11 protein-coding genes are annotated in these 13,552 nt (G+C 39.6%); 7 read left to right on the forward strand and 4 right to left on the reverse strand.

The features are described from left to right. Window positions 1-20: 20 nt before the first annotated feature. Together BUA60_RS06710 and mtaB are read left to right on the forward strand one after the other, a co-directional pair. Window positions 21-1,196, forward strand: coding sequence for a GlmU family protein (locus tag BUA60_RS06710; protein ID WP_072861003.1), 1,176 nt, complete (start codon window positions 21-23; stop codon window positions 1,194-1,196). A 126-nt stretch (window positions 1,197-1,322) separates the two neighbouring features. Then, window positions 1,323-2,651, forward strand: a complete 1,329-nt coding sequence (gene mtaB, locus BUA60_RS06715) for a tRNA (N(6)-L-threonylcarbamoyladenosine(37)-C(2))-methylthiotransferase MtaB (protein WP_072861004.1) — start codon at window positions 1,323-1,325, stop codon at window positions 2,649-2,651. 103 nt (window positions 2,652-2,754) lie between these two features. Here the strand turns inward: mtaB and BUA60_RS06720 are convergent, their stop codons facing one another. Beyond that, window positions 2,755-3,048, reverse strand: a complete 294-nt coding sequence (locus BUA60_RS06720; RefSeq protein ID WP_072861005.1) for a GNAT family N-acetyltransferase — start codon at window positions 3,046-3,048, stop codon at window positions 2,755-2,757. A 150-nt stretch (window positions 3,049-3,198) separates the two neighbouring features. Between BUA60_RS06720 and BUA60_RS06725 the strand changes: the two genes are divergently transcribed. The 3 genes from BUA60_RS06725 to cls all read left to right on the forward strand — a co-directional run bounded on the left by BUA60_RS06725 (window position 3,199) and on the right by cls (window position 6,421). Next, window positions 3,199-3,876: an alpha/beta fold hydrolase gene (locus BUA60_RS06725; RefSeq protein ID WP_245802505.1), complete on the forward strand. Its 678-nt coding sequence runs from the start codon at window positions 3,199-3,201 to the stop codon at window positions 3,874-3,876. 125 nt (window positions 3,877-4,001) lie between these two features. Beyond that, a complete protein-coding gene (locus BUA60_RS06730; RefSeq protein WP_072861006.1) occupies window positions 4,002-4,958 on the forward strand; it encodes a lytic transglycosylase domain-containing protein in 957 nt (318 codons plus the stop codon). Further along, window positions 4,958-6,421 carry a cardiolipin synthase gene (cls, locus tag BUA60_RS06735; RefSeq protein ID WP_072861007.1) on the forward strand — a complete coding sequence of 488 codons (1,464 nt, stop codon included), beginning with the start codon at window positions 4,958-4,960 and terminating at the stop codon, window positions 6,419-6,421. The genes BUA60_RS06730 and cls overlap by 1 nt, the downstream gene beginning before the upstream one ends. 36 nt (window positions 6,422-6,457) lie before the next feature. On the opposite strand, the gene BUA60_RS06740 is transcribed toward cls, so the two are convergent. Continuing rightward, window positions 6,458-6,973: a hypothetical protein gene (locus tag BUA60_RS06740; protein WP_072861008.1), complete on the reverse strand. Its 516-nt coding sequence runs from the start codon at window positions 6,971-6,973 to the stop codon at window positions 6,458-6,460. Window position 6,974: 1 nt separating this feature from the next. Then, on the reverse strand, window positions 6,975-7,859 hold the full coding sequence (locus BUA60_RS06745; protein ID WP_072861009.1) for a DUF6263 family protein: 885 nt from the start codon (window positions 7,857-7,859) through the stop codon (window positions 6,975-6,977). A gap of 206 nt (window positions 7,860-8,065) precedes the next feature. On the opposite strand from BUA60_RS06745, the gene rpmH reads away from it, so the two are divergent. Continuing rightward, window positions 8,066-8,227 (forward strand): 50S ribosomal protein L34, encoded by a 162-nt coding sequence (rpmH, locus tag BUA60_RS06750; protein ID WP_026809253.1) that lies wholly within the window; start codon window positions 8,066-8,068, stop codon window positions 8,225-8,227. A 101-nt stretch (window positions 8,228-8,328) separates the two neighbouring features. Beyond that, window positions 8,329-11,181, forward strand: a complete 2,853-nt coding sequence (gene carB, locus BUA60_RS06755; protein ID WP_072861010.1) for a carbamoyl-phosphate synthase large subunit — start codon at window positions 8,329-8,331, stop codon at window positions 11,179-11,181. 359 nt (window positions 11,182-11,540) lie between these two features. Here the strand turns inward: carB and BUA60_RS06760 are convergent, their stop codons facing one another. Beyond that, window positions 11,541-13,391 (reverse strand): Xaa-Pro dipeptidyl-peptidase, encoded by a 1,851-nt coding sequence (locus tag BUA60_RS06760; RefSeq protein WP_072861011.1) that lies wholly within the window; start codon window positions 13,389-13,391, stop codon window positions 11,541-11,543. Between the last annotated feature and the right edge of the window lie 161 nt (window positions 13,392-13,552).

A 13,552-nucleotide genomic window follows, 5' to 3' on the forward strand; every position in this document is an offset into this window, starting at 1 on the left:
TTTTGTTTTAATTTAGTTGTATGAACTATATTCTTTTTGACGGAACGGTGAGAAGGGCCTTGTTGCCGTTTACCTTTACCAGACCGGTTGCAGATATTAGGATCGGAATTCTCACCATCAGGGAAAAGTGGGAAAACTACCTTGGGAATACCATTACCACTATAACCGAGGATTATCTTTCGGAAAGATTCCCTATGGTTGAAATGGACGAGAACGTGCTTATAAATGCGTCCTTTTTGCCCAATGCCGAATTAGTGGAGCTGGTAGCCAACTTAAATGAAAACGAAGCGGTATTCTTGGGAGAGGAAGTTATTGCCTTTTACTCGAAGGAAACCCAGGAAGAAGTTGATTTTTCAACCTACAGACATATTGAATTTGAAGGTCACGTACTGCGAATTGAAAATACTTGGGATATCTTTTCAAAAAATGGAGAGGCCATGCAGGCAGATTTTGACCTGTTGACCAAAGGCAGAAAAAGTGCTCCCATTTCCAAGACCAATAGTTTGGTAAACCCGGAGAATATATTTTTAGAGGAAGGGGCCAGTGTTGAATACAGTATTTTAAATGCCTCCGAAGGACCCATTTATCTTGGCAAGAATTCAGAAGTATGGGAAGGTAACCTAATAAGAGGTGGTTTTGCCCTATGCGAAAAAGCAGTGGTAAAAATGGGTGCCAGAATCTATGGCCCTACTACTGTTGGTCCCTATAGTAAAGTATGTGGGGAAATTTCCAATTCTGTGCTTATAGGCTATTCCAGTAAGGGCCATGAAGGCTATCTTGGAAATTCGGTGCTAGGGGAATGGTGCAATATAGGAGCCGATTCCAATAATTCCAATTTAAAGAACAATTACGCCAAGGTGCGCCTATGGAACTATGCTACCGAGAAATTTGAACAGACCGGACTTCAATTCTGCGGCCTAATGATGGGCGACCATAGTAAAACGGCCATAAATACCATGTTCAATACAGGAACCGTAATAGGCGTTAATTGCAATATTTACGTACCCGGATTTCCTAGGAATTTTGTCCCCAGTTTTAGTTGGGGAGGTGCCTCCGGCTTCACTACATACCAGCCCCAAAAGGCATATGAAGCCGCAAAGGTAATGATGGCGCGTAGGAGAGTGGAATTCAATGACATGGATGCAAAGATATTGAACCACGTATTTGAGGAAACAAAGCGTTGGCGCAAGGAATAACTTTTGTTTGTTGAATAAACCAAACCCAAAGCTATAACTTGAGGGTTCCCAATTATTGGTATATTTGCAAACCTTTTGGATTAATGTACAAGAAACCGACTGCTAGTTGGTTAAAGAAGAACAATGATGAAGAAAAAAGTCGCTTTCTATACTTTGGGTTGCAAGCTCAATTTCTCAGAAACTTCAACCATAGCTAGAGATTTGGTAGAGGAAGGCTTTGAGCGTGTTGATTTTTCCGAAAATGCGGATATGTATGTCATCAATACCTGTTCCGTTACGGAAAATGCAGATAAGCGATTTAAATCGATCGTTAAGCAAGCACAAAAAAGCAATCCGAATGCCTTTGTTGCGGCCATAGGGTGTTATGCACAGCTTAAACCGGAAGAATTGGCAGCGGTAGACGGAGTTGATCTTGTTCTGGGAGCCACTGAAAAATTTAAGATTGCAGATTATGTCAATGATCTTTCCAAAAACGATTTTGGTCAGGTACATTCCTGCGAAATAGAAGAGGCCGACTTTTATGTGGGAAGTTATGCCATTGGCGATCGCACTAGGGCATTTTTAAAAGTACAGGATGGCTGTGACTATAAATGCACCTATTGCACCATTCCTTTGGCCAGAGGGATATCAAGAAGTGACACCCTGGAGAATGTTCTAAAAAATGCAGCCGAAATCTCATCCAAGGGCATCAAGGAAATTGTGCTTACCGGCGTTAATATCGGCGATTACGGAAAAGGGGAATTTGGCAATAAAAAACATGAACATACCTTTTTGGATCTGGTAAAAGCATTGGATAAGGTAGAGGGGATACACCGTTTACGAATTTCATCCATTGAACCCAATTTATTAAAAAACGAAACTATAGATTTTGTGGCACAAAGCAATTCCTTTGTACCGCACTTCCATATTCCCTTACAAAGCGGAAGCGATGCCATTTTAAAATTGATGAGTAGAAGATACCTGACCAATTTGTATGTGGATCGGGTTAAAAGAATAAGGGAAGTTATGCCAGACGCCTGTATAGGGGTCGATGTTATAGTTGGATTTCCCGGGGAAACCGAAGAACATTTTTTGGAAACTTATAATTTCCTGAATGAACTGGATATCTCCTATCTGCATGTATTTACATATTCGGAAAGGGATAATACCAAGGCAACGGAATTATCTGGAGTGGTTCCAAAAAAAGTTAGGAACAAAAGAAGTAAAATGTTGAGGGGGCTTTCCGTAAAAAAGAGAAGGGCTTTTTATGAAAGCCAATTGGGGTCTACCAGAACAGTCTTGTACGAAGCCGAAAACAAGGAGGGCTATATCCACGGATTTACCGAGAATTACGTAAAAGTAAAAACACCATGGAACCCTGACTTAGTGAACACCTTGCACGATATAAAACTTACGGAAATTGATGATGATGGTATGGTAAGGGGCGTCGAGGTTGGTAGCATGGTAACCCCCTAGATATACAATGAATCACCCCCATTGACAAAGTCAATTAGGTATATGGAAAATAAGTAAAACAAAAAAAACCTCTCGTAATGGAGAGGTTTTTTTTTGCTTATCACTATATTCTTATACCTACAGGAAGCATTTCTTTGTATTGTCGATTCTTTCTCAAGAAACCAGCAATTTGAGGGCTGGTAGGCACCACTCTTAAATTTTGTTCTTGGATATGGCTCAATACACTTTTAATGAACTCTTCTTTAAAACCTTCCTTAGTTATTTCCTCAGGAATAACAAGTTTTGTTAAAAAAACTTTGCGCTCTTGGGAAGAATACTCAATTTTAGCCAAGTGGCCGTCAACCCTGGCTTCAAATTGTCTCAAGAAACCATTGTCCTTAATTTCTACTTCATTCATATAGTTTGATTTTAAATAATGACTAATTTTGGATCATAACGTTCTCAAATTACAATCTAGGCTCATAAACTAAATAAACACATAAGCAGGGACGAAAAAGCCAAGAAAACAAAGTTAGTGAAAAAATAGTTATTATCCTATTAAAATAGTATGCTAGAAAACCAGACGGTCCAAAATAAAAAACATGTTTATTTCATGCCCGGTATGGCAGCCAACCCCTCCATTTTTGACAATATAGACCTACCCCCGGAAACTTTCGAAAAACATTTCTTGGATTGGTCAGTTCCCGATAAGGATATTAGTCTGGAGGACTATGCCCTAATTATGTCCAGGCGCATCAAACACGTGGATGCCGTCCTTATCGGGGTCTCCTTCGGTGGTATTCTGGTCCAGGAGATAGCAAAACACATTAAAGTAGCAAAGGTCATTATAATTTCGAGTGTCAAAAGCAAATCGGAACTGCCCAAAAGAATGATTTTTGCGAGATATACCAAAGCCCATAAACTATTGCCTACGGGCCTTGTAAACAATATGGAGTTATTGGCAAAATATGCCTTTGGTGAAACCATTCCTAAGCGTCTGGCCCTTTACGAACAGTATTTATCCGTCCGTGATAAATATTATATCGATTGGTCCATAGATGCTATAGTAAACTGGAAACAAACGCAATACCAAGAAAATATTATTCATATCCATGGCGAAAATGACCCGGTCTTTCCCATAGGCCACATAAAAAATTGCATTACGGTAAAAAATGGGACCCATACCATGATTATTCACAGGTCAAAATGGTTTAATGAACACTTACCCACAATTATTTTGCAATAAGGCAGTTCTATTTAATATATTTGATGTAGAAATAGGTTCATGGCACGGGTTACCCTGATGGAAATGCTGCGCACCAATGTAGTAAGACACATAATAAAATAAGGAATTTTAAAAAATTTGAACAGATGAAGGTTATAAAGAATATTTTAATGATTTTGGGAGTTTTTTTTGTAGGAAGCACCTTAATATTTGCCGTGCAAAATCAGTACAAGGAAACGGCCATGCTGGTCGAGGAGTCTCAGCCCAAAACCAATGATGGAGAGGAAACCGGCTATCGTATAACCGCAATTGAGATACCGGACGATTTAAACTTCTCAGGGGAACCGGTTCCTTTTGACGATCCAGAGATCATGGAACGTGTAGACCGTGAGTTTTTAGTAAATACGTATTGGCAATCCAATGCTCTTTTACTTATGAAAAGAGCCAATAAATTCTTTCCGATTATAGAGCCTATCTTGGCGAAAAATGGAATTCCGGACGACTTTAAATACTTGGCCTTGGCGGAAAGTGGGCTTCAAAACGTGGTTTCTCCGGCAGGAGCTACTGGCTTTTGGCAGATAATGAGTGCTACAGGAAAAGAATACGGTCTGGAAATTAACAGTAATGTTGATGAAAGGTACCATATTGAGAAATCGACCGAAGTGGCTTGTAGATACCTAAAAAAGTCCAAGGAAAAGTTTGGTAGTTGGACCTTGGCTGCAGCTGCATACAATGCCGGAGCAGGAGGAATCCAGAAGTATATGGGGATTCAGAAAGCGGACGGCTACTATGATCTTCTGTTGGGTGAAGAAACAGGTCGTTATGTCTTTAGAATTTTAGCCATTAAAGAAATACTATCCAATCCTGAGAAGTACGGATTTCATCTGGAAAAAGAGGATATGTATACAGCAGTTCCAACCTTTAATGTTGAAATCACCGAACCAGTGAGCAATTTTGCCGATTTCGCAAAACAGTATGAAATCAACTACAAAATTTTAAAGAGACACAACCCTTGGTTGAGGGAGGCACATTTAAATAATTCTTCCAAAAAGAAATATACTATAGAAATCCCGAATAAGGGATACTACAAGATTTCCAAATAATGCTTCCTTTCCTAAAAGATAATATTTGGTCAGTACTTTTAGGAATAAATTATTTATTGGTAATCATATTTTCGGTCTTAATCGTTCTTAAAAATAGGAATCCGGTTAAGACCTTATCTTATATATTTGTTTTGGCAACATTGCCCTTTATTGGGTTACTGGTCTATTATTTATTTGGCCAGGATTATAGAAAGGACAAGATTTTTGAAAAAAAATACGTCGAAGATAACGACCGATTAAAAAAATGGCGCAATAGCTTCAACCTCAACCGCTCGGAAAGGGAAGATTTAAAAGAATTTTTAGGAGAAGGCATTTTTAAGATCTACCGCTTAATGCGGAATAACGAAAGTGCCGTGCTCACCTTTGATAACGAGGTTGACATTCTGATCAACGGGGAGGAAAAGTTTAAATATTTGAGGGAAGACCTAGAAAATGCCAAACACCACATTCATCTGGAGTATTTTGTGCTGTTCGATAAAGGTTTGGGAAGTGAAATCATTGATATTCTCTGCAAAAAAGCCCAGGAAGGTATAAGTGTGAGACTTATTTATGATGATGTAGGAAGCAATATTTCGAATATATACAAAAGGAAACTTTCAGACAATGGCGTGAAACATTTTCCGTTTATGCCTGTTTTGTTCTCCAATTCTACCAGCAAACTCAATTATAGGGACCATAGGAAAATAGTGGTCATAGATGGGGACATTGGGTATGTTGGAGGTATTAACCTAGATCAGAAATATGACAATACCTTTAATAACGAAAGGTACTGGAGAGATACCCATTTACGCATTAGGGGAGGAGCTGTAGGTGCCCTTCAGTCCTCATTTGTTTTAAGTTGGAATTTTGCCGCCAAGGATACAATGGAAATCGAAAAAATTCTACTACCCAAACAAAAGTCCACTCCCCAAAAACCCGTAGCCGTCCAAATAGCCGCAAGTGGTCCCGACAGTGATTGGGCCAATATAATGGAAGCCATGTTTTGCGCCATCAATTCGGCCCACGAATGTATATTGATCACAACACCTTATTTTATGCCTAATACAGCAATTCTTACGGCATTGACGACTGCTGCCAGAAGTGGGGTGGAGGTAAAGATAATAGTGCCTTATGAATCGGATTCAGTGGTGGCACAGTACGCCACCGATTCTTATATTGAGGAATGCCTAAATTCCGGGATCTCCATACATCGCTACAAAAAGGGGTTTATACATGCCAAGACCTTGGTAATAGATGATATGTTCTCCAGCATTGGAACAGCTAACATGGATTACAGGAGTTTCTCCATGAATTTTGAAATAAACGCTTTGCTATATAATAAGGACATCAATCAACAAATGCGAAAACAATTCCATTTAGACCTTCAGGACTGCGAAGAAGTTACCTTGGAGCGTTGGAAAAACAGAAATATAGCTAGAAGGCTAAAGGAGTCCTTTAGCCGACTTTTCGCTCCTTTGCTTTAGATGCAAGGGTCCACCAAGAGTTAAATGGGACTATAGCTAGATTTTCTTCAATTGCTGCTGCATCATCTTGATCTGTTCGGCAAGCATATTTTGTTTGTCCAGCTTTTTGGCTTCGTTCAATAGCGTGGTAGCCTCCCTTTTTCTACGTTTTTGCATGGCAATACCAGCCAGGCTCAATTTGGCCATTGCCACGTCATAATCCATGTTTAGACCAAATTTCAATGCCTTTTTAAAGTATTTTTCGGCCTGGGTAAGGTTGGTCTGTGAGAAAATGATGCCATTAAGGTAATTATAATACCCATTTTGCTTTTTGGTAAGGGCGGTATCCGGATTTTTAATTTTATCGAGCCATTTTTTCGTGCCCGCCAAATCTTGCTTTCTCATTCTTAGAAATGCCAATAAAATAATCTCATTCCTGTAATAGAGGAATACAAAAATAGAGGAAAGGAGAATTAAAGAAATCCCATTGCCAATATTGCCTTCTACAAATTGATATACCGCATAAGCAATTATTAACGCAGCTATAACTAGTTTTAAATTTTTATTGAACATATTACTTATTAATTAATTCGTACGTAATTTTAGATTTAATAGTGGTCGGTATTTCCTCTCCGCCCATTTGTTTCATTGTGGATATTCCAGTACTCAAACCCTCTACCAGCATATGCTTAATAAAACCTGTATTGGTATCTGCCGTCAAGGTTGTGGTTTGCGTCCCGCTGAGTTTCATAATGGTATTGGTATCCGTTACGTCCATCAACACCGTGGCCTTTCCGCTAATCTTTGCCTTGTCTTCAACAATACTCTTAAGGGTCCAAATATTCTTGGTCTTTAATTTACCGTTGTAGGTATTCTCCCATTTGTCATTTATATTGACTTTTTTATCCGGATAAATGAATGTCATTTGCTTATAACTATTGGACAAAGCTTCCGATCCAAACTCGTTTTCCAAGGATTTTTTCATCATATTGATGGAAAATTCATCTTCCAATCCTGAAGCCCTTGCCATTTTGGACACCAAACTATCCCCACCCTGGACCTTCAATATATTTCCGTTCTTTGCCAAAACCATTTTCACCGGATTGTTCAATATAGTATTGAAAATTTTGGATTGCATATCATCTTCCTTAATCTCCTTGGCCTTCACATTCATTAATTCCCCTTGGATACTAGAGGTCATTTTTAGGTTTAAATCCTTAAATGTCAACGCAACTTCATATCCATTATTCAGCTCTCCAAGCACTTTAAATTCCAATATACCGTCAATGTGATTTGTAATTTCATGGTTTGCACCATCCAATTCTTGAGTAATAATCTGCTCCGCATCTTGCTTCACCTTAAAAACATCTCCCTTTTTTAATTGATATTGCAATGTGGTCTGTGCGTTAACACCCGTATTGCATAGGATGCAAACCATTAAAAAAATAAAGCGCTTCATGTTAAATTATCATACTGGTTAAGCCGTTGCAAAAGTAGTAAAATCCAGTGGGCCTTATAGTGGGCAATAACAAAAAAAATATTTTTTTAATTAGATTTGCCAATGCAAAAACTCTTTGTATATTTGCAGCCGGATTTTGCTGTCGACGAAGCAAAATTTAAACATTGTCAATAAGAAATTTAAGGAGACTATAAAAATACGCTACGATGAGCAAAAGAACATTTCAACCATCAAAAAGGAAGAGAAAAAACAAACATGGTTTTAGGGAACGTATGGCTACTGCCAATGGTAGGAAAGTTCTTGCTAGAAGAAGAGCTAAAGGAAGGAAGAAATTATCTGTATCCTCGGAGCTGAAGCACAAAAAATAATGATAGAATTGTTTTTTTAAAATAACAAGGTGTTACTTTTTCCGAAGTAGCACCTTTTTTTTGTCCAATTCCCTTTTTCATATATATAAATAACTAGTAAAATGCCCAAAAGAAAAGATTTAAACTCTATTTTAATTATTGGTTCTGGACCCATCGTTATCGGTCAAGCATGTGAATTTGATTATTCAGGTACACAGGCATTGAGATCTTTAAGAGAAGATGGCATAGAAACTATCCTAATCAACAGTAACCCAGCAACTATCATGACGGACCCAACCATGGCCGATCATGTATATTTGAAACCATTGACAACGAAATCCATTAGGGAGATTTTGGAAATACATCCCAATATAGATGCCGTGTTACCAACTATGGGTGGGCAGACAGCCTTAAATCTTTGTATTGAAGCGGACACTAAAGGAATTTGGGAAGATTATGGAGTAAAGATCATAGGTGTAGATATAGACGCCATTAATATTACGGAAGACAGGGAGAAATTCCGTGAGCTAATGCTTAAAATTGGTATCGGCATGGCGCCTCAAGCTACGGCTACCTCCTTTCTTAAAGGTAAGGAAATTGCCCAAGAATTTGGATTTCCCTTGGTCATCAGGGCTTCCTACACCCTTGGTGGCGCAGGAGCATCCATAGTATACAAACCAGAGGATTTCGACGAACTTCTTAGTCTTGGATTGGAAGTATCCCCAATACACGAGGTCATGATAGACAAGGCCTTAATGGGCTGGAAAGAATATGAGCTGGAGTTGCTTAGGGATAAAAATGACAACGTAGTCATAATATGTACCATTGAAAATATGGATCCCATGGGAATCCATACAGGAGACTCCATTACAGTTGCACCGGCTATGACACTGTCTGACAAAACCTTCCAGCGAATGAGGGATATGGCCATTAAAATGATGCGCAGTATAGGTGATTTTGCAGGAGGATGTAACGTTCAGTTTGCAGTTAGTCCTGATGAAAAAGAAGATATAATTGCCATTGAGATCAACCCAAGGGTATCCCGATCTTCTGCATTGGCATCAAAAGCTACGGGTTATCCCATCGCCAAGATTGCCGCTAAATTGGCCATAGGGTATAATTTAAATGAGCTGAGCAATCAGATTACAAAATCTACCTCTGCCTTATTTGAACCTACCTTGGATTATGTAATAGTAAAAATACCACGTTGGAATTTTGATAAATTCGAAGGTTCTGATAGAACTTTGGGACTCCAGATGAAATCGGTAGGAGAGGTAATGGGCATTGGACGTTCATTCCAGGAGGCCCTGCACAAAGCTACCCAGTCTTTGGAAATAAAAAGGAACGGACTTGGAGCGGACGGTAAGGGATACACCAATTACGATGAGATTATTAGCAAACTAACCATCCCAAGTTGGGACCGTGTCTTTGTAATTTATGATGCTATTCAATTGGGGATTCCATTGAGCAGGATCCATGAAATCACTAAAATAGACATGTGGTTCTTAAAGCAGTACGAAGAACTGTATCAACTGGAAAAGGAAATATCCAACTTCAACATTGAAACACTTTCCAAGGACCTGCTTTTAGAGGCCAAGCAAAAAGGATTTGCCGATAGGCAGATTGCCCATATGCTGGATTGTTACGAGAGTGAGGTATATAATAAACGTGTTGCCCTCAACATAAATAGAATTTACAAACTGGTCGATACCTGTGCCGCCGAGTTCAAGGCCATGACTCCTTACTACTATTCTACTTTTGAGGCAGAAATAGAAACTCCGGACGGGAAGAAATATGTAGAAAACGACAGTATTGTTACCGACAAGAAAAAAATTGTGGTCCTAGGCTCAGGACCCAACCGAATTGGACAAGGTATAGAATTTGATTATTGCTGTGTACACGGGGTATTGGCCGCTTCTGAATGTGGTTATGAAACCATCATGATCAACTGTAATCCAGAAACGGTTTCCACGGATTTCGATATTTCGGACAAGCTTTATTTTGAGCCTGTATTCTGGGAACACATCTATGATATTATCAGACATGAAAAACCAGAAGGCGTAATTGTTCAACTTGGCGGTCAAACAGCCCTTAAGTTGGCAGAAAAGCTTGATAAATACGGTATAAAAATAATAGGCACCAGTTTCAAAGCCTTGGATTTGGCGGAAGACAGAGGAAGTTTCTCCAACTTATTGGCAGAAAACAATATTCCATTCCCTCAGTTTGGTGTAGCCGAAACGGCCGATGAAGCCTTGGCGCTGTCAGACGAATTGGACTTTCCACTGTTAGTAAGGCCGTCATATGTTTTGGGCGGACAGGGAATGAAGATTGTGATCAACAAGGAAGAATTGGAGGAACATGTGGTAGATCTTCTTAGAAAAATACCAAATAACAAATTATTGCTGGATCATTATTTGGATGGCGCCATAGAAGCCGAAGCCGATGCCATTTGTGACGGGGAAGATGTATACATCATCGGAATTATGGAACATATAGAACCATGTGGTATTCACTCCGGGGATTCCAATGCTACCTTACCTCCGTTTAATTTGGGCGAATTTGTTATGCAACAAATAAAGGACCATACCAAGAAAATTGCCTTAGCCCTGAATACTGTTGGACTCATAAATATTCAGTTCGCCATCAAGGATGATATTGTTTATATCATAGAGGCCAACCCTAGGGCTTCCAGAACGGTACCATTTATTGCCAAGGCCTACAAGGAACCATATGTAAATTATGCGACCAAGGTGATGTTGGGTGCCAAAAAGGTAAAGGACTTTACCTTTAATCCGCAATTGGAAGGCTATGCCATAAAACAGCCGGTATTTTCCTTTAATAAATTCCCTAATGTAAATAAGAATTTAGGTCCTGAAATGAAGAGTACAGGGGAGAGCATTTTGTTTATAGACAGTCTTAAGGATGACGAATTCTACAACCTATATTCTAGACGTAAGATGTACTTGAGCAAATAGTTCCAAGATGTATGGATAATGGAAGGGATTCTCTTTCAAACAAATAAAAAAACTCCTTTTTCCAATAATTTGGAAAAAGGAGTTTTCATTTATTGATACTGGTAGATAAAAGGTATTAAACCTCAGGGCAAGCCCTGAACCCAATCATAGGAATCGACCCAAGGGTCGAGGTATTGAACCTAGATCCCGCCGAAAAAGGCGGGATTAGTTCAACTTGCAATTTTAAGTGCGTCTTACTGACTTCTCAAAATTGAGTTTCACTAATAAATATCAGGTTGGCATAAAAGCATTCAGCCCAACAACACTATAACCAAGCTAGAAAGACCACTAATTAACGCCAATCTTCCTTATAGAACAAACTACTCTATAGCATTTTTAAAGGCTTCCGCACCTCCAACAACAGGTATGGTTAAAGTGGTTACGTCCAAATCAACCGACAATTCTGTTCCAGGATCGGGCAAAAGCGTAAATTCCCTGTCACTTGAGAAAATCATAAGTGCAATTTGTTGGCCTTTGGGTATGATCTGGTCGTCCGGCATCAACTCAAAAGTTAGATTGTAGAATTGTCCCGGCACCAAAGGTTCACTTTTAGTAATGGAACTATGGTTTTGGGGATCTGCCCAACCACGGGTGATGATGTTATCGGTTATTTTCACCTTCTTGCTTTCATTCCAAGGCAAGGAGACCAACCAAACCGATAAATTGGCGGCAGCTTTGTTACTCGCTACGGAAATACTGATTTTAGGGATTCCAGAAAGGTGAACATCCTTGGTAAGGGTAGGTGTAACATAAAGCAGACGATGATTGGTATTCTCTGCCTTGGCCAAAGTTTCTCCAGAAAAGGAAAAATTATCCACTAGGGTTTCCACGCCTTGAGCAAGCTTCTTTTTAGTGCTTAATCCGCCTTTCTCTGGTGCACCTCCTTCAAGGTAAAGCGTTACCGGAGCTGCTTCTGGATTTGGATAATCTTTATAGGGTGTGGGATTTTGTTTGTCATCATTCTCACGAACAATCCAAGCCTTGGCATCTTCTTCAACACCATTTTCAATACCATGTAGATAGTGTGTGAACCATCTGTTCATCAATGTTAGCGGAGGCTCTCCTCCATGACCGTTCTGATGATAATAAATTTGGGTAGGCAGGCCTTTGTCCTTGGCTGCCTTATAAATTCTATAGCTATGCTCTGGCATTACATTCCAATCGTTAAACCCGTGCGCCATTAATAAAGCGGCCTTCATGGGCTCCATATCATTCAAGTAATCACGACCGGCCCAAAATTCGTTGTAATCGCCGGTAATCCTATCCATACCGTTTTTCATTTCGGTATCCCTTACAACTTTGTTGTTATGAGCACGTTTGGACTCGTCACCGCTGTGTATGAAGTCGTATAGTACATCTATATCCTCACCTAAATATCCCCCGGGAGAACGTACAAGGCCATTGGATCTATAATAGTGATAATAGGAAGTATTTGGAGCAATGGGTATTATAGCCTCCAATCCCTTAACTCCAGTTGTAGCGGCGGCCAAGGGTATGGTACCATTATAGGAAGTACCGGTCATACCAACCTTTCCCGTAGACCAATAGGCTTTTACCTTTTCCTTACCATAAGGCTCCGTGTAGCCTTTAGCCCTTCCACATAGCCAATCTATGACGGCTTTGGGAGCCAAGGACTCATTGTCCCCACCCACAGTGGGGGAACCTTGGGATAATCCTGTACCTGGAGAAGATGAATGCACTACAATATAACCTCTTGGAACCCAGGTTTGTATATGTGATTTTGAAATATAAGGTCTTTCCCCTGTTCTGACTACCTCGGGATGCAATCGCTCTTTGGGAGTAGCTCCCAATTCATGCCGTACATCCCAAAAAATCTCGTTCAAGTTGGAAGCGACACCAGCAAAATATGGACTACTGATGTATATGACCGGCAATTTAAGTCCTTCCGTTTCAGTTTGGCCTGGTCGAGTAACAGAAACGTGCATCCTATCTTTCTTGTCATCCCCGTCAGTATCAAATTCTGTTTCAACCCAAAGATCGTGGGTTATCCATGTAGATTCATCACTAAAACCAGGTACGACTTGGGCTTCTCCGTTCTCAAAAATCGGAACAGATTTTTTCTCCAATAAAGTTTCACTTTTTTGGGCACTAACTATGGTCAGTACTCCAAATAAAAATGAGAGCAAAAATGTAAATTTGTTTTTAATCATAATCGACTTTAAATTAATATATAGAACTTAGGTTTATATTGTCCGAGAGGTCAGGAGGCTGATTCACCCAATTAATGTTAGAAATAAAAATAATCCAGACCGATGCTTTTGGACAGGCAATTTATTGGAGGCTTTAATCCCCACACCAAATAATGGACTGG

It is taken from the genome of Arenibacter palladensis, from assembly GCF_900129275.1.
Taxonomy (GTDB): domain Bacteria; phylum Bacteroidota; class Bacteroidia; order Flavobacteriales; family Flavobacteriaceae; genus Arenibacter; species Arenibacter palladensis.